Source organism: Rhodococcus sp. DN22 (genome assembly GCF_036669995.1).
In the GTDB taxonomy this organism is placed as follows: domain Bacteria; phylum Actinomycetota; class Actinomycetes; order Mycobacteriales; family Mycobacteriaceae; genus Rhodococcus_F; species Rhodococcus_F erythropolis.
In genome coordinates this window covers 5001376-5024224 of sequence record NZ_CP133326.1, presented here as the reverse complement: position 1 = coordinate 5024224, position 22849 = coordinate 5001376, and the positions used below count along the sequence as shown (strand labels likewise).

General features: G+C 61.8%; 27 protein-coding genes. 14 read left to right on the top strand and 13 right to left on the bottom strand.

The features are described 5' to 3' along the window. Window positions 1–30: 30 nt before the first annotated feature. Window positions 31–1407 (bottom strand): MFS transporter, encoded by a 1377-nt coding sequence (locus RA302_RS22935; RefSeq protein WP_030535326.1) that lies wholly within the window; start codon window positions 1405–1407, stop codon window positions 31–33. Window positions 1408–1546: 139 nt separating this feature from the next. Further along, window positions 1547–2464 (bottom strand): LysR family transcriptional regulator, encoded by a 918-nt coding sequence (locus tag RA302_RS22930; RefSeq protein WP_020970528.1) that lies wholly within the window; start codon window positions 2462–2464, stop codon window positions 1547–1549. 134 nt (window positions 2465–2598) lie between these two features. Between RA302_RS22930 and RA302_RS22925 the strand changes: the two genes are divergently transcribed. Continuing rightward, complete coding sequence (locus RA302_RS22925; protein ID WP_030535327.1) at window positions 2599–3291, top strand: SDR family NAD(P)-dependent oxidoreductase; 693 nt, start codon at window positions 2599–2601, stop codon at window positions 3289–3291. Window positions 3292–3313: 22 nt separating this feature from the next. Here the strand turns inward: RA302_RS22925 and RA302_RS22920 are convergent, their stop codons facing one another. Next, complete coding sequence (locus RA302_RS22920; RefSeq protein ID WP_030535328.1) at window positions 3314–4087, bottom strand: hypothetical protein; 774 nt, start codon at window positions 4085–4087, stop codon at window positions 3314–3316. A gap of 105 nt (window positions 4088–4192) precedes the next feature. Between RA302_RS22920 and RA302_RS22915 the strand changes: the two genes are divergently transcribed. Then, window positions 4193–5020: a crotonase/enoyl-CoA hydratase family protein gene (locus tag RA302_RS22915; RefSeq protein ID WP_003939849.1), complete on the top strand. Its 828-nt coding sequence runs from the start codon at window positions 4193–4195 to the stop codon at window positions 5018–5020. Beyond that, entirely contained in the window at window positions 5017–6555 is a 1539-nt protein-coding gene (locus tag RA302_RS22910; RefSeq protein WP_007733565.1) for an AMP-binding protein, read from the top strand. The genes RA302_RS22915 and RA302_RS22910 overlap by 4 nt, the downstream gene beginning before the upstream one ends. Here RA302_RS22910 and RA302_RS22905 read toward each other — a convergent pair. Continuing rightward, the gene (locus RA302_RS22905; RefSeq protein WP_007733562.1) at window positions 6548–7180 is read right to left on the bottom strand and encodes an alpha-ketoglutarate-dependent dioxygenase AlkB; all 633 of its coding nucleotides are present in this window, start codon (window positions 7178–7180) and stop codon (window positions 6548–6550) included. The two genes, RA302_RS22910 and RA302_RS22905, sit on opposite strands and share 8 nt — an antisense overlap. 147 nt (window positions 7181–7327) lie before the next feature. Here RA302_RS22905 and RA302_RS22900 point away from each other — a divergent pair, with 147 nt between their 5' ends. Then, a complete protein-coding gene (locus RA302_RS22900; protein ID WP_007733561.1) occupies window positions 7328–7744 on the top strand; it encodes a hypothetical protein in 417 nt (138 codons plus the stop codon). Between the two features lie 94 nt (window positions 7745–7838). Here the strand turns inward: RA302_RS22900 and RA302_RS22895 are convergent, their stop codons facing one another. Further along, complete coding sequence (locus RA302_RS22895; protein WP_230587452.1) at window positions 7839–8066, bottom strand: hypothetical protein; 228 nt, start codon at window positions 8064–8066, stop codon at window positions 7839–7841. Between the two features lie 248 nt (window positions 8067–8314). Between RA302_RS22895 and RA302_RS22890 the strand changes: the two genes are divergently transcribed. Together RA302_RS22890 and RA302_RS22885 are read left to right on the top strand one after the other, a co-directional pair. Further along, window positions 8315–9106 carry a MerR family transcriptional regulator gene (locus RA302_RS22890; RefSeq protein ID WP_030535330.1) on the top strand — a complete coding sequence of 264 codons (792 nt, stop codon included), beginning with the start codon at window positions 8315–8317 and terminating at the stop codon, window positions 9104–9106. Window positions 9107–9189: 83 nt separating this feature from the next. After that, window positions 9190–9654 (top strand): hypothetical protein, encoded by a 465-nt coding sequence (locus RA302_RS22885; RefSeq protein ID WP_030535331.1) that lies wholly within the window; start codon window positions 9190–9192, stop codon window positions 9652–9654. 53 nt (window positions 9655–9707) lie between these two features. Here the strand turns inward: RA302_RS22885 and RA302_RS22880 are convergent, their stop codons facing one another. Beyond that, complete coding sequence (locus RA302_RS22880) at window positions 9708–10082, bottom strand: hypothetical protein (RefSeq protein WP_030535332.1); 375 nt, start codon at window positions 10080–10082, stop codon at window positions 9708–9710. A gap of 136 nt (window positions 10083–10218) precedes the next feature. On the opposite strand from RA302_RS22880, the gene RA302_RS22875 reads away from it, so the two are divergent. Continuing rightward, window positions 10219–10587: a hypothetical protein gene (locus RA302_RS22875; RefSeq protein WP_030535333.1), complete on the top strand. Its 369-nt coding sequence runs from the start codon at window positions 10219–10221 to the stop codon at window positions 10585–10587. A 22-nt stretch (window positions 10588–10609) separates the two neighbouring features. Here the strand turns inward: RA302_RS22875 and RA302_RS22870 are convergent, their stop codons facing one another. From RA302_RS22870 to RA302_RS22860, 3 genes are all read right to left on the bottom strand, one after another. Further along, window positions 10610–11755, bottom strand: coding sequence for a HoxN/HupN/NixA family nickel/cobalt transporter (locus RA302_RS22870; protein ID WP_037125794.1), 1146 nt, complete (start codon window positions 11753–11755; stop codon window positions 10610–10612). A 140-nt stretch (window positions 11756–11895) separates the two neighbouring features. Next, on the bottom strand, window positions 11896–12225 hold the full coding sequence (locus tag RA302_RS22865) for an AzlD domain-containing protein (RefSeq protein ID WP_003940007.1): 330 nt from the start codon (window positions 12223–12225) through the stop codon (window positions 11896–11898). Continuing rightward, entirely contained in the window at window positions 12218–12955 is a 738-nt protein-coding gene (locus RA302_RS22860) for an AzlC family ABC transporter permease (protein ID WP_003940360.1), read from the bottom strand. The genes RA302_RS22865 and RA302_RS22860 overlap by 8 nt, the downstream gene beginning before the upstream one ends. A 79-nt stretch (window positions 12956–13034) precedes the next feature. Here RA302_RS22860 and RA302_RS22855 point away from each other — a divergent pair, with 79 nt between their 5' ends. Both RA302_RS22855 and RA302_RS22850 read left to right on the top strand, forming a co-directional pair. Next, window positions 13035–13475: an Lrp/AsnC family transcriptional regulator gene (locus tag RA302_RS22855; RefSeq protein WP_020970517.1), complete on the top strand. Its 441-nt coding sequence runs from the start codon at window positions 13035–13037 to the stop codon at window positions 13473–13475. A gap of 57 nt (window positions 13476–13532) precedes the next feature. Next, window positions 13533–13958, top strand: coding sequence for a VOC family protein (locus tag RA302_RS22850; RefSeq protein WP_003940409.1), 426 nt, complete (start codon window positions 13533–13535; stop codon window positions 13956–13958). Here RA302_RS22850 and RA302_RS22845 read toward each other — a convergent pair. Together RA302_RS22845 and RA302_RS22840 are read right to left on the bottom strand one after the other, a co-directional pair. After that, window positions 13955–14965: an AraC family transcriptional regulator gene (locus tag RA302_RS22845; RefSeq protein WP_030535335.1), complete on the bottom strand. Its 1011-nt coding sequence runs from the start codon at window positions 14963–14965 to the stop codon at window positions 13955–13957. The genes RA302_RS22850 and RA302_RS22845 overlap by 4 nt on opposite strands. Continuing rightward, window positions 14962–16152, bottom strand: a complete 1191-nt coding sequence (locus tag RA302_RS22840) for a pyridoxal phosphate-dependent aminotransferase (protein ID WP_003939670.1) — start codon at window positions 16150–16152, stop codon at window positions 14962–14964. The genes RA302_RS22845 and RA302_RS22840 overlap by 4 nt, the downstream gene beginning before the upstream one ends. A 135-nt stretch (window positions 16153–16287) precedes the next feature. Here RA302_RS22840 and RA302_RS22835 point away from each other — a divergent pair, with 135 nt between their 5' ends. The 5 genes from RA302_RS22835 to RA302_RS22815 all read left to right on the top strand — a co-directional run bounded on the left by RA302_RS22835 (window position 16288) and on the right by RA302_RS22815 (window position 20110). Continuing rightward, window positions 16288–16866, top strand: coding sequence for a carboxymuconolactone decarboxylase family protein (locus RA302_RS22835; RefSeq protein WP_007733549.1), 579 nt, complete (start codon window positions 16288–16290; stop codon window positions 16864–16866). Between the two features lie 125 nt (window positions 16867–16991). Further along, window positions 16992–17387 carry a TOBE domain-containing protein gene (locus tag RA302_RS22830; protein ID WP_003940157.1) on the top strand — a complete coding sequence of 132 codons (396 nt, stop codon included), beginning with the start codon at window positions 16992–16994 and terminating at the stop codon, window positions 17385–17387. Window positions 17388–17412: 25 nt separating this feature from the next. After that, entirely contained in the window at window positions 17413–18222 is an 810-nt protein-coding gene (gene modA / locus RA302_RS22825; protein ID WP_030535336.1) for a molybdate ABC transporter substrate-binding protein, read from the top strand. Then, the gene (locus tag RA302_RS22820; RefSeq protein ID WP_007733547.1) at window positions 18219–19028 is read left to right on the top strand and encodes an ABC transporter permease; all 810 of its coding nucleotides are present in this window, start codon (window positions 18219–18221) and stop codon (window positions 19026–19028) included. The genes modA and RA302_RS22820 overlap by 4 nt, the downstream gene beginning before the upstream one ends. Then, window positions 19025–20110 (top strand): ATP-binding cassette domain-containing protein, encoded by a 1086-nt coding sequence (locus tag RA302_RS22815; protein WP_030535337.1) that lies wholly within the window; start codon window positions 19025–19027, stop codon window positions 20108–20110. The genes RA302_RS22820 and RA302_RS22815 overlap by 4 nt, the downstream gene beginning before the upstream one ends. Here RA302_RS22815 and fadD11 read toward each other — a convergent pair. Further along, window positions 20086–21888, bottom strand: coding sequence for a fatty acid--CoA ligase FadD11 (gene fadD11, locus RA302_RS22810; RefSeq protein WP_030535338.1), 1803 nt, complete (start codon window positions 21886–21888; stop codon window positions 20086–20088). The genes RA302_RS22815 and fadD11 overlap by 25 nt on opposite strands. Continuing rightward, window positions 21885–22847: an SDR family oxidoreductase gene (locus tag RA302_RS22805; protein ID WP_030535339.1), complete on the bottom strand. Its 963-nt coding sequence runs from the start codon at window positions 22845–22847 to the stop codon at window positions 21885–21887. Before RA302_RS22805 ends, fadD11 begins: the two co-directional genes overlap by 4 nt. Window positions 22848–22849: the final 2 nt, after the last annotated feature.

Sequence of the window (22849 nt, the reverse complement as noted above, 5' to 3'; positions counted from 1 at the left end):
GCGGCAATTCAGCGCGAGGGGCCGGTCCGGTCAAGCGTTGTTGCTGGTGAGCTCCGAGTCCTGCTTGGTTGGCAGGCTCGGCTTCGGTTGGCCCAGTTCAGCTGTGGGCGTGCGGTACGTTTCGGGTCCGGTCATTGCCGCGATGGCGGAGACGACGGCGAAGCCCAGGCACATCCAGGCAACCGGTGTCCAGTTGCTCTTGTCTCCGGCTGAAATCGCCTGAGCGATAGCCGGTGTGAAGCCGGCAACAAGGAGTCCGAGCATGAGGCTGACGGCCATTCCGGTGTATCGGACCTTCGCGGGGAACTGCTCCGGGAAGTACGCCGGGTACGTGCCGTTGGGCATGGCGTAGAAGATGCCGATCATGACGATTCCCGAAGCGAAGACCATGGGGACGCTTTGGGTTCCGATCGAATGGAAGAAGACGAAGATCATCAGGCCGGCTCCGATCGCGCCGACGACGAAGATGGGCTTGCGTCCGTAGCGATCCGAGAGGATGCCGAACAGCGGCTGAGTCAGTACGGCAACAAAATTGGCGGTCGCGATTGCCCACAGCATCGTGGAGCGTTCGAAGCCGGATTCGACGGCGTACGCCAGAGCGAAGACGTTGACGATGGTGTTGATCATCGCGAAGGTCGAGCTCATGCTGATACGGATCACAGTGCGCCAGTGCGAGCGGAACATCTCGACGACGGGAATTCCGGCCGTCTCGTCCTGTTCCTTGAGTTCTTCGAATACCTCGGGTTCATCGAGGGCGCGACGTAGCCACAGCGCGACGACGGTCACGATGATGCTGAGCCAGAAGGGAACTCGCCAACCCCACGAGTAGAGGTCTTCGTCGGGCAGGCTCGCCACTGGGATGAATACCAGGCTGGAGACGACGATGCCGAACATGATCCCGCTCATGGTGAACGAGGTGAAGAACGAACGACGGTGATCCGGCGCGTGTTCGAGCGTCAGTGCGGAAGATCCGGGTGATTCACCGCCGGCAGAGAGCCCTTGAAGTAGGCGAAGCAAGACGAGAATGATCGGCGCGGCGATGCCGATCTGGTCGTAGGTCGGCAGGCAACCGACGATGACCGTCGCAACACCCATGAGGAGCAGGCAGGCGAGAAGCGCGTTCTTGCGTCCGTACCGATCGCCGAGGTGACCCCACAGCACCGCGCCGAGCGGGCGGGCGACGTAGGCGACACCTAAGGTGCTGATCGAGAGCAGGGTTGCCGTTGATCCGCCGCCGGGGAAGAAGATCTTGGGGAACACCAGCGCGGCCGCGGAGCCGTAGATGAAGAAGTCGTAGTACTCGAGGGTGCTGCCGAGGAAGCCCGAAACGGCGGCGCGGCGCGCGTTCGCATTCGGATGTTCCTCGGTCGAGTTCGTGGATCCGGTGGAGGTGATCGGAGGTGCCATGTGAAGTCCTTTCGTCCCGATGGGCCGGCCGTGGCGGCACGTTTGGAGATGCACCACGCATCGGTGACGTCCCTCACCTTTCGGCGGCTGAGACGACAGTGCCACGAAGGACCATGGCGCGTCCAACACTAAATGAGTCTCAGATAATGACGTTTTTGGTCTCAATCTCCGGCGTCGGCAGAATTTCCTCGGATGTCTCCAATGCGACGGCGAGCGCATCGGTCATGTGCCGCGGTGACCAGGCAATTCCGTGATTCATGAACGTCGGCTCGCCGGTGAGTGGGACGAACACACTGCCAGGTGGGGTGATAGCAGCCATACCGGACGTCATCAGCGCTACACCGACGCCGGCGGCAACGAGCATCAGGATCATGTACGGATCGGTGATCTCCTGAACCACGCGAGGCCTGAAGTCTGCGTTCATGCAGGCGCGCATCGCGGTTTCCTGGAGGGCCGAGCCGGCCGAGAGCGGGGTGGTCACGAATCCGTCGTCGGCCAATTCGCGGAGGTCGATCGCGTCTCTCTCTGCGAGGGGATGGTCGATCGGAAGCACAGCGCCGAATGCCTCCCGTCGGATGAGTCGGGTAGACAGTGATGCGGATTCCACGGGTAGCCCGACGAAGGCGAGATCGAGGGCGCCGCTCTCGAGTTGGATGACCGCGTCGCGCGTCATGATCCGGCCGAGGAGTGTCAGTTCGACTTCCGGATAACGCTGACGCAACGCGCGTGTCAGTGGCGGAAGTGCTTGATAGTTGAGCACTCCGGTGAACCCGATTGTGACTCGTCCGTAGACGCCTCCCGACGACGCGCGCGTAGCGTGTCGTGCCGTCTCCATGTTCTCGATGACGCGATAGGCGTGGGGGAGAAAGGCATGTCCGCCGGATGTGAGTGCGACGCTGCGAGTGCTTCGTTCGAACAACTTGACGCCGATGTCCTTTTCGAGCTTTCGGATCATCTGGCTGAGCGGCGACTGGGCCATCTGGAGCCGTGATGCGGCCCGACCGAAGTGAAGTTCTTCCGCAACCGCGACAAACGCGTGCAACCAGCGGGTTTCCATCGGCAAGGCCTCCAGGTATTTGACGTTGACAACAAACGCCATATATTCAGAATTTCTACACAGTGTGACGGCAATTATGCCTGTTTGCAACATAAATTGAGTGCGAAGCGCACAGAAACTCAGGAGTGAATGCGATGCAGGATTACCCGGAGGGTGTCACCGCGCTCGTTACCGGCGGTGCGAGCGGAATCGGCGCCGCAAGTGCAAAGCTGTTGACGGAGAGGGGGGTTCGGGTGGTAACGGCAGATCTTGCCGAAGGCGCGGACGAACAACTCGACGTGAGTGATCCGACAGCAGTCGATGCGCTTCGAACCAGGCTCGGCAGAGTCGACATCTTGATCAACAGTGCGGGAATCGTAGGACCATCAGCGCCACTCGTCGACGTCGACCTCGCGGCTTGGCAGCGTACGTTCCGCATCAACGTCGAAGGGACATTCCTGATGTGCCGGGCGTTCGTGCCGGGGATGGTTTCGTCGGGGTGGGGGAGGGTTGTCAACCTCGCAAGTATTGCGGCCAAGGACGGAAACCCGAATCAGAGTGCATATTCCGCGTCCAAAGCGGCCGTCGTCGCGCTGACGAAATCACTCGGCAAAGAGGTCGCCACCACCGGTGTGCTGGTCAACGCGATAGCTCCGGCGGCCGTGGAAAGTCCTATGAATGCCGGCACCGATCCGGCCATCCTCGCCCGTTCGCAGTCTTTGACGCCGATGGCACGGATGGGGAAGGCGGACGAAATCGCCGAACTGATCTCCTGGCTGTCGTCGTCGGCGGTGAGTTACTCGACCGGCGCCGTGTACGACGCCAGCGGCGGCCGCGCAACATACTGAATTACCTTCTGGGAGAAATCGATCAGAACTCGAGCAGTGACTGCCACAGTTCGCGAGATGCGTCCTGGTACTCGAGCATGTGCGAGATCAGTTCGCGCAGTGGCTGTGTCGGTTCGAGTTCTTCCGGAAGGAGCGGATTGCGCACGATGACCGCGATCACCGCGCTGCCCAGAGCAAGTGATTCGCGGGCCGCCTCCTCGCGACTGATTGTCGCCAGGCGTGTTTGCGCCTGTGTGAGTGCTTCACGGGCCTCGGCGATGTCGGCCAACAGCGCTTCGGAGTTCCAGAGTGTGCGGATTGTCGAATCATCCTCGGGGGCAAGGTGAGCGATTTCCATGACGGCCGATTCGGAGGCGGCGCCGAGTCGGTGGAGAGTGCGGCGGGCGCTGTCCGTGCCGCCGAGGAGATTGTTCGGACGGACTGCGAGTGTGGGCTTCCACTCCTCGTAGCCCGCCAGTCGCAGCGCTTGATCGTGCCGGCGGGCGGCAGTGCGGTCGCTTCGTTTGAGCCCCGAGTGCTCGACGGCGATCCAGGTGCCGTCCCAGGGGCGTATGCGATCGGTACGAGTTCGCCACCCCTCGACCTCGCTGTAGGTGGGGATGGCGTCCGGGTTGAGGACGTACGTTCCACGAGCGGTACGACGCAGTTTGTTCTCGCGGCACAGTCGGCCCGCTGCCACGCGAATGCTTGATGCGCTGACGCCGACGATCTCGCCGGCCCGGGTCAGCACAGCGGTGCTGAACTCGGTGTCCGGGCTCGCTGTTGCGAGGTCCAGCACAACTCGGGTTGCGGACATTCCTCGATCAGTTTGTAACAACGTTTGAACAACTCCTGACAAATTCTGTTACAAGTGGCATGGTGGGTACCGGGAAACCTTATCCGCGAGCAGTGAGGAAATATCGTGACCGACTCCGATCGACCAGGTGGCGATGTCTATGTGGAGCGTGACGGTGGCGTCACTGTCATCGTGATGAATCGCCCTGATCGCAAGAATGCGGTGGACGGGCCGATGGCGGCGCAGTTGCGTGATGCCTTCCTGGAATTCGAGTCGGACGAGAGTCAGAAGGTGGCAATTCTGTGGGGTGCGGGCGGCACATTTTGTGCCGGTGCGGATTTGACCGCAGTCTCCGACCCCGCGCGCGTGCACGAGTTGCATCCGGAAGGCGGCGGCACCGGCCCGATGGGGCCGAGTCGGTTGGTGTTGTCCAAACCGTTGATCGCCGCCGTCAGTGGATACGCAGTGGCCGGAGGGCTCGAGCTTTCATTGCTCGCGGACCTGAGGATCTGCGAGGAGGATTCCGTGTTCGGAGTCTTCTGCCGGCGCTGGGGAGTTCCTCTCATCGACGGCGGGACCGTGCGACTGCCGCGAATCGTCGGGCAGGGGCGAGCGCTCGACATGATCTTGACCGGTCGCCCGGTCGACGCTTCGGAGGCGTTGGCCTTCGGACTGGCCAATCGTGTTGTTCCAGTGGGGCAGTCACTCCAGGTAGCCAAGGAGCTTGCGCACCAGTTGTCCGCTTTCCCACAACTCTGCATGCTCGCGGATCGCGCATCGGCCTACCGATCTTTTGATCTACCACTTGCCGAAGCACTGCGCGCCGAGGGTGTCGCAGGAAATCCCATTGTCATCGCCGAAGGTGTGCGCGGCGCTGCTGCGTTCGCCGCGGGCGCCGGCCGGCACGGCCGATTCGAGAACAACCCGAATTCGAACGAGGAAACTGAACCATGATGCCCGTAACCCGAGATCTGATCGCCCGTGGTGCGCGACAGCACGGACCGCGAACAGCCGTCGTCTTCGGCGATCGATCGATGACGTTCACGGAAGTGGACGAACTCAGCAGCCGATTGGCGCATACATTCATCGCGCTCGGTATCGGGCGTGGCGCACGGGTTGCGTTGCTGGTCAACAACTCTCTTGCCAGCGTGCCTGTCGATTTTGCGTGTGTCAAAGCCGGCATCAACAGGGTTCCGCTCAACTCGCGACTCTCGCTCGACGAGCACGCACGAATGCTCGAGGACACCGACACCTCGCACGTCGTTTTCGGTACTGACCTTGCCGGCCGAGCTGCTGAACTGTCCGCCAGGTTCCCGGATCGGACGTTCGTCGGGCTGGAAACAGGTGCGGAGGGGCAGCTTTCGCTGTTGGATCGAGCACAGGGCATGTCTTCGGCCACTCCGGACGTCGAGGTAGATCCCGACGACGTGATCCTGACGCTGTTCACTTCCGGGACCACGGGAACGCTGAAGGCCGCGCAGCACACTCAGCGCAGCTACGCCGGAATCTGCCGCAATGTTCTGCTCAATCTGCTTCCGGCGACTCAGGACGACACGATGTTGCACGCAGCATCACTGATTCACGCCAGCGGTGTCTTCGTGCTTCCGTTCTGGCTACGTGGCGGTAAGACCGTCATCCTCCCCGGTTTCGACCCGTCGACCTTCTTGGACTCGATAACCGAGCATCGGGCTACGGCAATCAATCTGGTGCCGACGATGATTCAGATGCTCCTCGAACGCCCTGATTTTGCGAGCGCAGACATCTCGAGTCTGAAATCCGTGATCTACGGTGCGTCGCCGATGCCGCTGGCCACCATCGAACGGGCGATGCAGGCGTGGGGGCAACACCGTTTTCTCCAGTACTACGGGCAGACCGAGGCACCGCTGTGTATTGCAGTCTTACGGCCCGAAGATCACACGGAAGATCGCCTGCTGTCCTGTGGTCAGCCGGCCATCGACGTCGAGATCAGGCTGCTCGACGGTGAGGGAAACGAAGTGCCCCAGGGAGAACCGGGTGAAATCGTGATCCGCTCGCCATCGGCGATCGCCGGATACTTCAATGCACCGGAACTGAATGCGGAGACCTTCACCGAAGACGGCTGGGTTCACACCCGTGACATCGGTCAGTTCGACGCCGAAGGATTCTTGTTCTTGAAGGACCGAGCTTCGGACATGATCATCAGCGGCGGATACAACGTCTACCCCCGTGAAGTCGAGGATGCACTCCTGACGCATCCGTCTGTCCGTGAGGTCGCCGTGGTGGGTACCGCCGACGCCAAGTGGGTGGAGGCGGTCACCGCTGTGGTGGTACTCGAGGACGGGACCGTCGAAAACGACGTACTGCAAGCATCATTGGTCGCGCACGTCGGCGAGCGACTGGCGTCGTACAAGAAGCCGCGTCGGGTTGTTTTCGCAGAATCCATACCGAAGACGGCCGTCGGCAAGCTCAATCGGAAGGCGCTGCGAGACGAACTCCGCGACGCTATCTAACTCCGCGAGTGCGGAATTGAACGCTGATTCTCGGCCCGAGGGCCCGCGCACTCTTCGGGACACAGTGTTCCCACGTGCGTTGGCAGGATCCGCCCATGACGAGTAGATCTCCGTGTCCGAGATTGAAGCGGATGGATTCGCCGCCCCCACGAGGGCGCAATAGGAGCGGGCGAGCCGCACCGAGAGACAGGATGGCCACCATCGTGTCCTCGGTGCGACTTCGTCCCGTATCGTCCCCGTGCCAGGCAACGCTGTCGGAACCGTCGCGATAGAAACAGAGACCCGACGTGGCGAATGGTTCGCCGAGTTCGTCGAAGTAGTGACTGCTCAGCGCGTCTTTGGCTTCGGTGAGAAGTGCGTCCGGCAGTGGTTGATTCTCTGCGTAGAAACACACCAGACGAGGGACGTCGACAACGCGGTCGTACATCTGACGCCGTTCGGAACGCCACGGCACCGTAGCTTCCAGATTGTCGAACACGGCCTCCGATCCGGTCAGCCAGGCCGGGCGATGGTCGACCCATGCGCCGGCGGTGAGGATACGTCTCTGCACCGTGCCCTCGAGATCGCCCAAAGAGACGCCCAGGTCACCGTTGTCGAACAGAGACGGTTGCATCGTGGCGGTCATAGACTCCACCGTACACCGAAATCGAACATATGTTCCCATGAAATTTGATTGCAGTGCTGGACGGCTGTTCATCCTTGCTGGGTGATGTCCGGCGGCGTGAACCTTTGAATACTGTTCTCACGCTATTTCGCCGAAGAAGGGGATGTCATGACTGCTCCGCACCAATCTCATGCGAACCACCCTGTCCGACAAGGCTTTGCCATCGGGACCACGGTGGCGGCAGCATGCCTGCTCTTCGTCGCGGGAATCGTCGCGTTGCTGCAGGGCATCGCGGCTCTCGCGGACAACGATCTGCTGATCGTCGGAGTCAATTACACCTTCGAATTCGATGTCACGACATGGGGTTGGATCCACATCGTGCTCGGAATCATCGGCATCGCGGTGTCGCTGGGATTGTTCGTCGGCATGGCGTGGGCCCGCGGGATGGCATTCGTCATCGCGGCACTTTCGATCGTGGCTAATTTCCTGTGGATGCCGTACTACCCGCTGTGGTCGATCGTGATCATCGCCCTCGACGTCGCTGTGATCTGGGCCGTCGCGACCTGGCGACCTGACGAGGTGTGATCCTCTGACCGAAGTGAGTGGTTCACCTGCGGTAGGTGAACCACTCACTTCGCTGTGTCCGGGCCTCCACGGTTGGCCTCATCCCTACGCGGCGTCAGCGCCGTTTCGGTGACTCGCGATCCTGGTTCTCGCGCGGACGCACGTCCTTCGTCGATCGGTGTGGGAAGCCATGGATCATCGAGCAAGAGATCCAGCAGATCACTACCGTTGCGATTCCGAGTCCGATCGACGCGAATGGTTCCTGCGTAGCCAGCCAGACGCTCAGTCCGATTGCCGTCCCGACGATCAGAATCAGGATGGTGTCGAGTCGTGTCGTTTGCATCGAAATCATCGCCTGGCACAGATAGTTTCTGGCGGCCCGCTGGTTTTGGCGGCCCGCCGCCCGGCGAGTGACAGCCGGGGGCAGACCTTGCGCGGCTGACCCCTCGCTCTGGAAATCGCCGCCGCAAGTGATCAATACCCGCGAAATTCGTCTGCGAAACTCCACACAGGAAGAACAGGACCTTATGCCTCAAGGCCCGACATGCCGGGCCTTGACTATGACGTAGCGTCATAGTTAATGCTGTTCGTATGCGAATCAGCGACGTGGCCAGTGCGGCAGGCACCACTCCGCGGACCGTTCGGCACTATCACCGACTGGGGTTGCTGGCCGAGCCGAGACGACTGTCCAACGGTTACAGAACTTACGAACTTCCCGATCTGGTCAGGCTGATGCGCATTCGTTGGCTCTCCGCCGCCGGCATTCCACTCGGATCCATTGCCGCGATGATCGAACCGACGCCGATCGATGCACGAGAACCGGACGACTTCGCCGAAGATCTTTCCTCCCTGATCGCGGAGATAGACCGGAAGCAGCGCGTCCTCGCAGACCAGCGAGTGCGCCTCGAGGAAATGCTCACGGCGCGAGGTGCTGGGAGGGTGGTCTCGCCGCTCCCGATGGAGCTGCTGTCGGCGTTCGACGAGTTGATCGCGTCGTCCCCCACGGGTTCGGTGCGACGCTTGTTCGAGCGCGAACGCGACATGTGGGAATTGGTGGCGATCTCGGGCGCAGCGCCGCACGAACTGTTCTCCACAGCTGCGCGATTGCTGTCCGACGAGAGCGACCGGAATCGAATTGTCGATCTGTACCGTCGTTTCGCTGCATTGGCTGGGCGTGAGGTAGTCGACGTTGCAGACGAGATCGCGTGTCTGTCCTGCGAGCTGGAGGAATCGCTGGCCGGGGTGCTCGGCGACGTGTGCTCAGACGGAGACTCTGCAGGTGTCGGCTTTTCGGTCGCGATCGCGGATCTGGTGCCTGATCCAGCGCAACGTGAAGTGGTTGCGCGCGTCGCAACACGTCTCATGTCAGGCGGTACGGCGTGATCCGATCACTGTGGTTGCTCTCGACGGGCAGGAGAGACGGAGGTTCCAGTGATACAGCGACTTTCGGCTACGCGAGGGGGACCATGTCGATACCGGTGGCATTTGTCGCGGCGAGTGTGATCGAGGCCGTGGCGATTCACTTCCTGGTGCCGTGGCAGTGGCTTCGCGTCGTGCTGCTCGTTGCAACGGTGTTGTCGCTGATTGCGATTGGCGGTTGGCTTGCCGGACGCGTCGTGCACCCGCATCTCGTGTCCGCTCGAACGGTGGTGTTTCGTTCCGGCACGGGCATTCGAGTCGAGGTGGACCGATCACGGATTTCGCGGGCGAGCATGGTCCGAAGGTTCGGTGAGACAGCAAATGTGATTGTCGACGATCGCTTGGTTCTGCCGGGGCCCGACGGCACTGTCGTGGACATAGACTTCGATCGGCCGCTCTCGGTCACGCTCCCGAAACGGCTGTCGAAGGGATCTAGCTCCACTCTGATCGATGGGTTGCGGTTGCATGTCGATCAACCCGGCGAATTCTGTGCAGCGTTGTCGCGGGACTGAACTCGCAAAGATCGTCTGGAGTCGGTCAGGGCGGAGACCTAGATGGAAGACCTTCAGGGAATCGGCTCGACAACCAGCCACTCCACCGTTCCACCGACATTCCATAGTGCATCGGGGTTGTCGAGCGAGGCCGCGTACGTTGCCGCAGCTTGGTCGCCGGCGATCTCACCGCTCTCGCCCGACGGCGGGTTGGGCTCGAGGAATTCGGAGGGGTGCGGCCCTGGCCATGCAGGCACGTCGAACGGGGAAATGCTGGTGTCGATGAGGCCAGGTCGATGCACGGTCACCCGGTCGGGAACTTGCTTGGTTTCCGCCGCCACGGCGATCCCTGGTCCCTCGGCAGCTTCGCCGTCGCCGCTACCGCAGCCTGCCACTGCAAGAACAAGTCCCGTGATTGCCACACCCACTACCGCATGACGTATCCGCACCGTTTTCTCCTAGCCGGGGCTGACCCCGTTCGAACTCCACTATTGCATCTCGCCAACTCCGCGGGATGCGTCTTTCGATAAATGTGGGAAACGCACTGAATGTGCTCGACAGGAGAATTGGATTGTACTGTGAGCCATGCCGACCCTGCTTCGACGTGCATTCAAGATCGGCGCGGTAGCGCTGGCAACGATTGTGGTGGCGGCCTACCTGTATCTGGCCTTCACTTATCGCAGCGCTGATGTCTTTGCGCCGCCAGGGCGCATCGAGTCTCTCGGCCGGACCTACCTGATCAGCAATTTCCCGCCGCGCACTCGTGAAGATCTCGAACAGCGATTCGCGCAGGGCCATCGTGAGCAGTACACCTTGGAACAAGTGAGTTCCGTATTTCCGTGGCGCGCTGTCTACCAGTGGCAGAACGACCAGATCCGCGGCCAGGCGACGTCGAGCGCGTACCTGAAATGGGGCGAGACGTACATCAGCTATTCGCTTTCGGGTGGCCCATGATTCTGCGTAGACCGAGTCGAATTCACATCGCTTCGTCTGCTGTCGCTCGTCGTGCTACTGCTGCACCGGACTGAGCCTGCCACCGTTCTTCGATGCGGCCGTACCGCCACACGAGGAGGGCGATCATCCATGTGACGACGAAGAGTCCGACGATGATGAAGCCCATCGCGCCGAGATCCAAGTTCCCGATGGCGCCGAGAATCCCGTCGTGGATGTCGAGTTTGTCGGTGAAGATCGAGATGATTTCCTGGGTCCCGATCAGCAGGGCGACTGCCACCGAGAGTCCGGTGATCACCATGTTGTAGTAGATCTTTCGGACCGGCTGAGCAAATGCCCAACCGTAGGCGAAGTTCATGAACGATCCGTCGATCGAGTCGAACAGAGACATCCCGGCGCAGAAGAGGATCGGCAGAACGAGGATCGAATACCACGGGAGCCCTGTCGCCGCCGCGCCGCCGGCGATCACCAACAGCCCGACTTCGGTGACGGTGTCGAATCCCAATCCGAACAGTAGGCCGACCGGGTACATGTGCCAGGGCTTGCGAACCATCTTCATCACCGGGCCCAGAATCTTGTTCAGGGCGCCACGGCTGTCGAGTTCCTTCTCGAGTTGTTCCTCGTCGAAGGTTCCGGCCTTGTACTTCGTGTACACCCGATGAATCCCGATGAGAGAGACAAGGTTCAAGATTCCGATCAAAATCAGGAACGTGCCGGAAATGGTGGTGCCGAACAAGCCGGTCCACTTCTCCAGATCGGAGTTGTCGTCGGAAAGGCTGGTGGCCAGTTGCCGCACACCCAAAGCCAAGAGGGCGACGAGTACGAAGACGATGGTGGAGTGTCCGAGTGAAAACCAGAAACCGACGGACATCGGTTTCTTGCCGTCCGCCACCAACTTCCGAGTGGTGTTGTCGATAGCGGCGATGTGATCGGCGTCGAAAGCATGGCGCATGCCGAGCGTGTACGCCGTGACGCCGAGTCCGACGCCGAAGACACTGCCTTCGATCGTGTAGTGGCCGGGGACAACCAGGCCGAGAAGAACTGCCCACCCGACGACGTTGAGCGCTACGACGGTGACGGTCATCCCGATGATGCTTCGACGCTGGCCTCGATCCAGACTGTGCCAAGCACCGTCGATTCGAGTGCCTGTCGTGGTCATTGTCGTGGACATCGAACCTCACCGATCCTTCAGTCGCGGCCGGCGGCCACGCTACTGAAATCGTATAAGTGTTCAACTGTTCAGATAAGCGCCTGGAGGTTACAAATTGCCCATTCGGGAGTAAAGATATTTTGCTCGTCGATGGGAAATGCTCAGGCGAACACGGTATTGACCAGCGCGACGTAGATCGTCGTTCCGACGACGATGCTCAGGACGGCATTCTTTCGCCAGAGGTGCGCGGCGATCGTGGCGCACACTGCAATCAGTTCGGGTAGGCCATGAGAAGGGGCGGTGATCGACACCCCTTTGAGTGAATACATGACGAGAATCAACATGACGCCTGCCGGCATGTAGATGCCGAGGTAGCCGACCAGGGCGGAGGAGCGCAGCGGCATGAGCGCGGCGAAGGGGATTGCGCGCAGCGCGAAGGTGACCACGGCCATGACTGCGACCGCCGCAAAGATGTACGAGGTGTCAGGCATCGATCTTCGCCTTTCGTGAGTCGTAGACAAAGCGCCCGATCAGGAAGAGCACGAAGGCGCCCATCGCAATTGGCAGCATGTGGTCCGGCGCTGCGAGCCGGGCGACCAGAGCGCAGGTGACCGCGGCGACCGGCACCGCGAATCCGTTTTGTGCGCGAATCGCTTCGATCGAGAGGACGACGAACAACGCCGTCAGGGCGAAGTCGAGGCCGACGATCGAGTCCGGAATCCACTGTCCTGCCGTCGCGCCCAGGATCGCGCCACCGATCCAGTAGCCGTGCAGGTACAGCTGGGAGTAGACGATGACGCGTCCGGTGAGTGCCTTGGGATCGGCAGTTACCGACATCGCATAGGCCTCGTCGGTCAGCGCGAACATGCTGTAGAAGCGGGCGAAGGGGTTGCGAATCTTTTCCAGCGGAAAACTCAAGGCGTAGAACACATGTCGAAAGTTGACCAGCAGTGCGGTCAGAGCGACGTACGGCAGCGGTGTCATGGCCGCGACCATTCCGACCGCGAGAAACTCCAGCGATCCTGCGTAGATCAGCGAGGTGAAAGCGACTGCCCACCAAGGGCTGAGCCCTTGTTGGACCACAAGAACACCAAGTGCGATCCCGAGTGGGAGCAGGCCGAATCCAACCGGTAGCGACAGCTGGAAGGCGTGCCGCCACGCCGGGGTTCGCGGTGGGAGTTCGACGGCTGGTGCGGCCGTCGACGATGCTGGTTCGATCACGACGCAAATCTATAACAAAGATCGAGGTGATCGATTGCTCAGAATGCCCACATATTGAACAGTGCGCAATAATAGTGCGATGGATGCCATGGATGACGCAATTTTGTTTCACCTACGCCAGGACTCGAGTTTGACCAATACCGAGTTGGCGGATCTGGTGGGTCTGACACCGTCCCCTTGCCTGCGTCGGGTGAAGAAGCTCGAAGCCGACGGAATCATTACCGGGTACCGGGCGATCGTCAGTCAGGAAGCGCTCGGTCGAGGATTTCAGGTGATCGTCACCGCCGAGATCGGAGTCAACGACCAGGCCACCATCGAGGACTTCGAATCCCAGGTCGCCGCCTTCGACGAAGTGATCGAATGTCGGCGGTTGTTCGGAATTCCCGACTACTTCATTCGGGTCGCGGTGAAAGATCTCGCGACGTACGAGAACTTCATGGTCACCAAGCTCAGCGGGCTTCCGGCTGTCTCGCGGGTGACATCGCTGATCACCATGAAGACCATCAAGAGTGTCGACTGATGCCCGGGCTCGGCTGAACCTTCACTAGGTGTCGGTGGTCGGCGTTAACGTCGGAACATGGGATACGAATTTCAAGTCACAGTAGATTCGGCACATCCGCACGAACAGGCGAAGTGGTGGGCCGCAGCACTCGGGTGGGCAGCGGAGCCCAGCGACGAAGACTTCATCAGGGGCCTCGTCGCCGCTGGTCACGCCAAGGAATCCGACACCACGACATTCGAGGGAGTCCTCGTCTGGCGCGAAGGTGCGGCCATCAGCGATCCGGAGCATCCCGAACGTCCCCGCGTTCTGTTCCAACTGGTTCCGGAATCGAAGACGGTGAAGAACCGGCTCCATTTCGACATACGAGTGGGCGACAAGCGCGAGGATGTCGCAGCGCACCTCGAGACGGTGGGGGCGACGATCCTGCACCGAGGAGCGCAGGGGCCGAGCGTGTGGATCACGATGACCGATCCCGAAGGAAACGAGTTCTGCGTCAGCTAGCGGTACGAACTCGGAGTGTCGCCGGTCCATCGTTTGAAGGCCCGACGGAACGCGCTGGGCTCGGAGAACCCCAATCGCGCCGAGAGTACTTCGACGGATTCTCCGCGCCGCAAACCAGCGATGGCTACGTCGCGGAGCACTTCCTCGCGTAGTTGATTGAGTGATGTTCCGTCACGCCGCAGCAGTCGACGCAGATGGGGAACGCTGATCGAAAGCATCTCGGCGATCTCCTCGGCCGTGGAGGTTCGCCCCTTCACCCCGAGCTCCAGGACCCGTCGTACCTGCGCCGACGCAGTGCTGTCGTAATCACGTTCGGACATGAGCTGAATCGGAGATTCTCGGAGGTACTCCTCCAACGTCTCCTCGGTTTGGATGATCGGTGCACGCATGGCCGAGTTGTCGAACTCCAGTGCCGCGCGCTGCGCGCCGAAGGTGACCGGCGCTCCGAAGATGTAGTCGTAGTCCTGCGCCAACCGTGCATCCGGTGCCGAGTACGGAAATTCGACCGCCCGAAGTCGGACGCGCTTTCCGATCAGCCATGCGGAAAATCGGTGCAGCAAGATCAGGACGAAATCGGTTGTGACACGTTCTGCGACATCAGGTTCGGCGACGCCTTCGCGAGCTCGGACAGCGAAACTCACCCGAGTGCTTTCCTCGCCCTTCTCGATCGACAGTGGGGCCAGAGCCGGTAGCGCACGGATCACGTCGGACATTCGAGCGAAGGCCGATCCGAGATCAGGGCAATGGATCAACGTCAGGCAGATCAATCGGAAAGTGCCACGGGGGACCGGGGCGGATCCGAGGCCGAACAATTCGTCGTCGGTGATCTGCCACGTGGATTGGATGAACGTGGTGACCTGAGTCGGGGTCAGTCGGGCGCGCGGGTCGGACAGTGTCTCGAGGTCGATCCCGGCAGCGCGCAGTGCACCCGACAAATCGACGTCGTTGTCCGGCGAGAACGCGAGATAGCGGTGGACGAATGCGGTCGGGATGGTCCGCGCTGTCATGGGTGCGCTGCTCCTTGGAGCAGGTGGAGACGGCGTGCAGCTTCGGACAGAATGTGGTCCTGCTTGCAGAAGGCGAAGCGCACCAGGTGCTTCCAATCGTCGCGGTTGTCCGCGAACACGTCGACCGGAACGGCCGCGACGCCGATCCGCTCGGGCAGTGCGCGGCAGAAATCTCCCGCATCGGTTTCGCCCAACGGTCTGATGTCGGCAAGGAGGAAGTACGTGCCGCCACCGGAATGCACCGTGAAACCGGCCTCGGTCAGAGCTTTACCGAGCACGTCGCGTTTGCCTTGCAAGCTCTGTCGAAGTTCGACGACCCACGGCTGTTCGTTGGTGAGCGCGTAGGCAACGGCCGGTTGGAACGGTGCACCGGCAACAAATGACATGAACTGCTTGGCGGCACGGACTCCGTCGATGAGTTCGCGCGGGCCGATCGCCCAGCCGGTTTTCCAGCCGGTGACATTGAAAGTCTTTGCGGCACTGGACACCGTGACGGTGCGCTCACGCATGCCCGGGAGCGACGCCATCGGTGTGTGGGTGAGGCCGTCGAAGACCAAGTGCTCGTAGACCTCGTCGCTCAACACGATCAGGTCGCGTTCGCACGCGAGTTCGGCGATCGCTCGAAGTTCGTGATCGGTGAATACGGTGCCGGTGGGGTTGTGAGGACTGTTGACGATCAGCATCTTCGTCTTGGCGGTGATCGCGCCGCGCAATGCATCGAGATCGACCGCAAATCCGTCTCCCGCGGTTACCAACGGAACTGTGCGACGTACAGCGCCTGCCAACGCGACGGATGCAGCGTAGGAGTCGTAGTACGGCTCGATCAGCACTACTTCTTCGCCGGGTTCGACCAGTCCGAGAATCGCAGCACTGATCGCCTCGGTGGCGCCGACGGTGACCAGAACTTCGGAGTCGGGATCACTGTCGAGTCCGTAGCGGATGCGCCGATCCTCCGCGATGGCCTGACGCAAGACGGGCATGCCCGGACCGGGCGGGTATTGATTGACGCCCTCGGCGATGGCTCGGCGCGCTACCTCGAGCATGGCCGCAGGACCGTCGGTATCCGGAAAGCCCTGACCGAGGTTGACCGCGTCGTGAAGTGTGGCCAACGCTGTCATCTCGGCGAAGATCGTGGATGCGAACGGCTGCAGACGCGAGACGGTGCGGTTGCGGGGCGTCGAAGGCATCTTTGCAGCTTAGTCGGCTGACACCGCATCCTCACATCCGCTCGGACGCGGTGCTTGTCACGTTTGAATCGCCGCCATCGTCCAACTCTGTAGAGAGCATCGAATCCGGTGCCCCAGAACATACGGAGGCTTGCCATGACTCGCATTCCCGCAGTGACACCGTCAGAAGCCAGTCCGTTGATCAAAGTGGCATACAAATTCGCCGCCAGGCAGTACGACGAAGTCCCCGAGCCCTTTGCCGTCCTGGCCAACCATCGGAAATTGTTCGTAGCGGCTGCCCGCCACGAAATGGCTGTGCAGAAGGCGTCGAAGGTGCTGCCGTCGAACATTCGTGAACTGGCCGTCTATCGCGTCGCCTGGACTGTCGGCTGCTCGTGGTGTGTCGACTTCGGGACGATGCTCTCGCGCTTGGACGGTTTGGACATCGACAAGTTGAAAGAGATCGCGAACTACCGGGATTCATCGAAGTACAGCGAAGACGAGCGGGCCGCGATCGCCTACGCCGACGCCATGACCGGTGACCCCCATGGGGAGAACGGGGTGACGGACGAACAGGTCGCGGATCTCGAGCGCAGGTTCGGGCGAGCGGGCGTCGTGGAACTGACCTATCAGATCGGGCTCGAAAACATGCGCGCCCGGATGTATTCGGCGTTGGGGATTACCGAGCAGGGGTTCAGCACCGACTCCTGCCGTGTGCCCTGGGCAGAAGAATGATGCGCTGATTCGTCTACGGCAACTATCGACAATGCTCCGCAGATACGTGATCATGATTGACTAGTTCACGCATCTGCGGAGCATTTCGGCTTGTTAGGTCCGCACTTGCGACCTACGATCACCTGGTGCCCAACATTCGAATCCGCGAAGCTGCCGGCCTGCTCGGTGTCAGTGACGACACCGTCCGGCGGTGGGTCGACGGTGGGCTTCTCACCGCGACGACGGACGACTCCGGCCGCAAGGTCATCGACGGTGCCGAGTTGGCGGGCTTCGCCCGGTCCAACGCCGGACCCGCACCGGCCGATCCGCTCACGGGTGCGAGTTCGGCCCGCAACCGGTTCGCCGGCCTCGTCACCAAGGTCGTCACCGACAAGGTGATGGCTCAGGTCGAAATGCAGTGTGGGCCCTTCACTGTCGTCTCGTTGATGAGTACCGACGCGGTTCGGGAGCTTGGACTCGAGGTCGGGAGTATCGGAGTCGCAATCGTGAAGGCCACCACGGTCATCGTGGAAACGCCGTAGTTTTTGAACATACTGGAGGAAATTCGTGAAGCGTGTAGTCGGACTTGTTGCAGCAGGTGCCTTTTCGCTTGCCCTGGTGACCGGTTGTAGTTCCTCCGACAATTCTTCGTCGGAGACGTCGTCGGCCGCTCCGACCACAACCACTTCCAGTGATAGTGCCACGGGAAGCATCACCGTCTTCGCAGCGGCGTCACTCAAGAACAGCTTCACCGAACTCGGCAAGGAATTCGAGTCCGAGAACCCCGGTTCATCGGTCACATTCAGCTTTGCCGGGTCCTCGGACCTCGTCGCTCAGATCACCCAGGGCGCACCGGCTGACGTGTTCGCCTCGGCTGACGCCGCCAACATGACCAAGGCCACCGACGCCGGCGTCGTCGCGGGGTCGCCCTCGGACTTCGCGAGCAACACCTTGACGATTGTTGTGCCGCCGGGCAATCCGAAGGGCATCGCGTCGTTCGCCGATCTGGCAAAGGAGGGGACGCAACTGGTGATCTGCGCTCCGCAGGTCCCTTGTGGCGCGGCTACGAAGAAGGTCGAGACGGCCACAGGCGAGACCCTCTCGCCCGTCAGCGAAGAATCGTCGGTGACCGACGTTCTCAGCAAGGTGACGTCCGGGCAGGCCGATGCCGGCATCGTTTACGTCACCGACGCGAAGTCCGCTGGTGACAAGGTTCAGACCGTCGCGTTCCCGGAAGCCACCACGGTGGTCAACCTGTACCAGATTGCGGTGCTGAAGGATTCGAAGAATTCGGGAACGGCAACCAAATTCGTCGATCTCGTGAAGGGCCCCAAGGGCTTGGCAGTTCTGGGTGACGCGGGATTCGCTGCTCCGTGACACGCCTACGACCGTCAGCCCGAGCCCCGCTCGGGTTGCCGGTATGGATTTACCTTCCCGCGCTGATCGGCGGGGCGTTTGTCATCGCTCCCTTGGCCGCGATGCTGGCCACCGTGCAGTGGTCGCAGTTCTGGGAACTCGTGACTTCCGAATCGTCGGTTGCCGCGTTGAAACTGAGTTTGAAGACAGCAGCGATGAGCACGCTGCTGTGCATCCTGTTCGGCGTACCGATGGCCGCGGTGTTGGCGCGCAGTCATTTTCGGGGACTGTCCGTTCTTCGATCGTTGATCCTGCTCCCGCTGGTTCTGCCGCCCGTGGTGGGCGGTATCGCGTTGCTGTACACGTTCGGGCGCAAAGGGTTGATCGGTGAGCAGTTGGAAGTGCTCGGCATCCAGATAGCATTCTCGACAACCGCGGTGGTCCTGGCGCAGACGTTTGTCGCGCTACCGTTCCTCGTCGTCAGCCTCGAAGGTGCGCTACGCACTGCGGGCACACGATACGAGGCCGTAGCCTCGACGCTCGGAGCCCGCCCGACCACCGTGCTTCGCCGGGTGACTTTGCCGCTGGTGCTTCCCGGTCTGGTGTCAGGGGCAGTGCTGGCTTTCGCTCGCGCACTGGGGGAGTTCGGTGCAACGCTGACGTTCGCGGGAAGTCTGCAAGGGGTCACGCGTACCCTGCCGTTGGAAATCTATCTCCAGCGTGAGACCGATCCGGATGCAGCGGTAGCGCTTTCGCTGGTGTTGGTCGTAGTCGCGGTGGTCATCGTGGTTGCGGTGCGTGGACGCGGATCGGCGGGTTCGTTGTGAGTGGCCTCCACGTCGACATCGAGATTCCGGAGCGCGATGTCGTTGCGACGTTCGACGTCGCGGCCGGTGAGGTGACCGCTGTCCTCGGACCGAACGGCGCAGGCAAGTCGACGGTACTGGCGGCGGTTGCCGGACTACATCACCCGCGGCGTGGGTTGATCGAACTGAATTCTCGCGTTCTCACCGATACCGGTAGGGGAGTCGCGTTGGCGCCGCATCGGCGCGGCACTGCTCTACTCGCGCAAGAGGCACTTCTCTTTCCCCACCTCAGTGCGGCCGCGAACGTGGCGTTCGCGCCGCGCAGTGCAGGGCGGTCGCGTCGCGATTCCGCCGATTCCGCGCGCCACTGGCTCGACGCAGTCGACGCCGCCGAATTGGCTGACCGCAAGCCGTCACAGCTCTCCGGCGGTCAAGCGCAACGAGTCGCAGTGGCGAGGGCATTGGCTGCTGAACCCGAACTACTCCTGCTCGACGAACCGATGTCTGCGCTCGACGTCGCCTCCGCCCCGGCATTGCGGTCGTTGCTGCGTAGAGTGCTCCGAACAGGAGATCGCACGGCCGTGCTCGTCACGCACGACGCTCTGGATGCGCTGGCCCTTGCCGACACCGTTGTCGTGCTGGACGGCGGCCGGGTCGTCGAACGTGGTGACGTACGAACAGTTCTGACTCGCCCGCGTAGTGCATTTGCAGCACGCATCGCAGGGATCAACTTGCGCAGCGGCACGATGGCCGGAGACGGAATGCTCAGAAGTCCGGTCGGGGTGGATATCGCGGGCCAGACGGAGACCGACCTACCGGCCGGCAGTGCCGCCGTGGCAGTCTTCGAGCCGCGAGCAGTGTCGGTCTACCTGGATCCGCCTCACGGGAGCCCACGAAACGCGTTTGCGGTCACGATCGCGGAGATCGAAAATCGAGGCGATGTCGTCCGAGTCCGAGCAGAGGACGAAGCCGGCCAGCCGGGCTTGTCTGCCGACATCACGACGAGCGCAGCGGCCGAGCTCGATCTGGTTCCGGGATCGACCGCTACGTTTGTGGTCAAGGCCACCGAGACGCTGATCTATGCGCAGGGCGCAGGCTCGTAGACGTCATCTACGACCGAATCCGCATAGAGGGCTGCAATTTCGGACGCGTACTTCTCGGCTATCGGCTTGCGCCTGAGCTTCATCGTCGGTGTCAGCTCGTCGCCGCCTGGCTCCCAGAACGTGGTGAGTACGTGAAACCGCTTGATCTGCTCGGCCCTCGACAGACGCGAGTTTCCCTCGGCGACAGCAGTTGCAACGATGTCGACGATCCGAGCGTCCTTGGCGAGTACCGCGGCCTCGGCCGCAAGTCCCAGTGAGCGTGCCGCTCCGACCGCGGCGTCGGCGCTGAGAGTGATCAACGCTGTGTTGAACTTTCGGCCGTCTCCGATTGCCACGACCTCACCGATCAACGACGACGACGTCTTCACTGCGGTCTCGATGGCAGCGGGGGACATGTTCTTTCCCGACGCATTGATGATCAGCTCCTTCTTGCGATCGATCACCGTGAGGTATCCGTCTGCGTCGGCCGTGACGATGTCTCCGGTCGAAACCCAACCGTCTGCACTGATCGCTTCGGCCGTTTTTGCCGGTTCGCCGCGGTACCCCTTCATGACCAACGGTCCTCGAACCAGTAGCTCACCGTCCGCCTCGATGCGCATTTCCATGCCTGGAAGCAACTTTCCGACCGTTCCCAGCTTGGTCGGCTCGGCCGGTGCGGTGCTCGCAATGCATGTCAGCTCGGACATTCCCCAGATCTCCGAGATCGGAACTCCCAGGCCTGCAAAGAATGCCAAGGTGTCCGGCGGAATCGGTGCGGCGCCAGAGATGGCCCACTTCAGTTCGGCAAAACCGAGTTTCGCACGCAGAGCGGAGAGGACCATTGCATCGGCTCGGGCGTAGTCCGCTTCCAGTTCGGCGGGGACTGTTTCACCGGCTCGCAAGTGTGCGAGCCGAGTGCGACCGACGTCGAGTGCCCACTGCAATGCCGCTCGCCGCGCGTCGTCCGGTTCGTTGGCGACGGCCGATTCGACTGCAACCTTCAGCTTTTCCCACACACGGGGGACGCTGCCCCAGATCGTGGGGCGACAGTCCGGAAGCGCAGCCGCTACCTGGCTCGGATCCGGCACGACAGTGATCTGGGTGCCGAACACCATTTGCATGTACAGGCAGGTGAGCCGATCGGCGATGTGCGCCGACGGCATGTACGAGGTGATGCGGTCACCGAACTCGACGGGGAGTACAGCACTGACGGCGGTGGTTTCGAACAACAGACAGGCATGAGTCGTCTCGACGCCCTTGGGGTTGCCGGTCGTGCCGGAGGTGTAGATCAACGTGGCGACGTCGTTCGGTTTCACCGCACGCCAGGTGCTCTCGAAATCGAAATCGGCGGCAGCAGAGGACTTCATCTGCTCCAGCGTCAGGGTGCCGGACTGCTGGGCAGACGGTTGCGCGTCGACGACCACGATCGTGTCGAGTGTGGCACCGGATCGGCGAACGGTATCCACGTACTGGGCCTCGCAGACGAGCACTCGCGCACCGGAATTGGCGAGGATGTACTGGATGGCTTCGGGTGCCGACGTGTTGTAGATGGAGAAGGACGTCGCGCCGAGATGTTGGGCGCCGACGTCGATCGGGTAGAACTCGATGCGGTTACTCATCATCAATGCAACCGTATCGCCATGTCCCACGCCGATTCCGGCCAATCCCGCGGCAACATCGCGAACCTGTTCGCCGTACGCGCGCCACGTCAGTGTTCGCGCATCGCCGATGTCTCGCAAAGCCACCGCGTCGGGCGCTACCGCCGACACTCGCTGGAAGGCTGCACACAACGTAGTCATGATGTTCTCCTGGATGCCTTTGGCAGGGCTGATGCATTCGTCGGGGCCGCAGCGGTGGTTCTGTCTTCGAGTTCGCGGATCAGGTCGTGTGCCTGTTTGTCTTTTGCCAGGTAACCGTCGGCAAGGACATTGATGAATCCGCGTCCCCACGCCCAGGGTTCCCAGGCAGCGGGGGCAAGGGTCCGGGCGGCGCGGCGCGCGATCGCGTCGGCGATCACGGTGGCGGCACGGTCCGGGGAGATTCGATGACGGAGGGGACCAGGTAGTCGAGCGTCGAGTTTGCGCCCGATCTCGTCGTCGTCGAGTGTTGCGCGTGCAAGTTGTGTATCCACCATCCCGAAGTACGCGATGCCGGCAGTAGCGCCGTAGCCGGCAACCTCGAGACGCAGCGCCCGGCCGAGCGCTTCGACCCCAGCCTTGCTGATCATGTACGAAGCGCCGCCCAAACCGGGGGCGAACGACGCCGCCGATGACACGACGACGATGTGCCCACTGTTGCGGATCACCTCGTCGATGGTCGGATGCACGGTGTTGAAGACGCCGGTGAGATTGACGTCGAGCACACGATCGAAGGCGTCGGGATCGATCTGGCGCAATGTTGCCGGGGGAGGGGTGATTCCGGCGTTGGCCACCACGACGTCGATTCTGCCCAGCTGCTCGACGATCGTGCGCGCGGCCGCTTTCATACCGTCCCGATCTCGGACATCGGCCGTCACCGTCACGACTCGCTGTGACTCGAATGAGCGCTCGGCCGTTGCCAATGAACTCTCGTTGACGTCGACCAGTGCGACGGTGGCCCCACGCCGGTGGAGAGTGCGCGCCAGCGCTGCACCGATACCGTCGCCTCCACCGGTGATCAGTACGACCTTCCCGGCGACGTCGTAGTCGATTCGGCGTCCGGGCAGTGGAATGCCCAGATCGCGGACTGTTCCCGCAATTGCGGACAAGCGTCCCGTCATTG

Coding starts and splice junctions, on each gene's coding strand:
- RA302_RS22870 (WP_037125794.1), bottom strand. CDS start 11,755: ATGTCCACGACAATGACCACGACAGGCACTCGAATCGACGGTGCTTGG.
- RA302_RS22805 (WP_030535339.1), bottom strand. CDS start 22,847: ATGACGGGACGCTTGTCCGCAATTGCGGGAACAGTCCGCGATCTGGGC.
- fadD11 (WP_030535338.1), bottom strand. CDS start 21,888: ATGACTACGTTGTGTGCAGCCTTCCAGCGAGTGTCGGCGGTAGCGCCC.
- RA302_RS22930 (WP_020970528.1), bottom strand. CDS start 2,464: ATGGAAACCCGCTGGTTGCACGCGTTTGTCGCGGTTGCGGAAGAACTT.
- RA302_RS22910 (WP_007733565.1), top strand. CDS start 5,017: ATGATGCCCGTAACCCGAGATCTGATCGCCCGTGGTGCGCGACAGCAC.
- RA302_RS22890 (WP_030535330.1), top strand. CDS start 8,315: ATGCGAATCAGCGACGTGGCCAGTGCGGCAGGCACCACTCCGCGGACC.
- RA302_RS22935 (WP_030535326.1), bottom strand. CDS start 1,407: ATGGCACCTCCGATCACCTCCACCGGATCCACGAACTCGACCGAGGAA.
- RA302_RS22845 (WP_030535335.1), bottom strand. CDS start 14,965: ATGACAGCGCGGACCATCCCGACCGCATTCGTCCACCGCTATCTCGCG.
- RA302_RS22900 (WP_007733561.1), top strand. CDS start 7,328: ATGACTGCTCCGCACCAATCTCATGCGAACCACCCTGTCCGACAAGGC.
- RA302_RS22835 (WP_007733549.1), top strand. CDS start 16,288: ATGACTCGCATTCCCGCAGTGACACCGTCAGAAGCCAGTCCGTTGATC.
- RA302_RS22925 (WP_030535327.1), top strand. CDS start 2,599: ATGCAGGATTACCCGGAGGGTGTCACCGCGCTCGTTACCGGCGGTGCG.
- RA302_RS22840 (WP_003939670.1), bottom strand. CDS start 16,152: ATGCCTTCGACGCCCCGCAACCGCACCGTCTCGCGTCTGCAGCCGTTC.
- RA302_RS22920 (WP_030535328.1), bottom strand. CDS start 4,087: ATGTCCGCAACCCGAGTTGTGCTGGACCTCGCAACAGCGAGCCCGGAC.
- RA302_RS22885 (WP_030535331.1), top strand. CDS start 9,190: ATGTCGATACCGGTGGCATTTGTCGCGGCGAGTGTGATCGAGGCCGTG.
- RA302_RS22895 (WP_230587452.1), bottom strand. CDS start 8,066: ATGCAAACGACACGACTCGACACCATCCTGATTCTGATCGTCGGGACG.
- RA302_RS22865 (WP_003940007.1), bottom strand. CDS start 12,225: ATGCCTGACACCTCGTACATCTTTGCGGCGGTCGCAGTCATGGCCGTG.
- RA302_RS22855 (WP_020970517.1), top strand. CDS start 13,035: ATGGATGCCATGGATGACGCAATTTTGTTTCACCTACGCCAGGACTCG.
- RA302_RS22905 (WP_007733562.1), bottom strand. CDS start 7,180: ATGACCGCCACGATGCAACCGTCTCTGTTCGACAACGGTGACCTGGGC.
- RA302_RS22850 (WP_003940409.1), top strand. CDS start 13,533: ATGGGATACGAATTTCAAGTCACAGTAGATTCGGCACATCCGCACGAA.
- RA302_RS22875 (WP_030535333.1), top strand. CDS start 10,219: ATGCCGACCCTGCTTCGACGTGCATTCAAGATCGGCGCGGTAGCGCTG.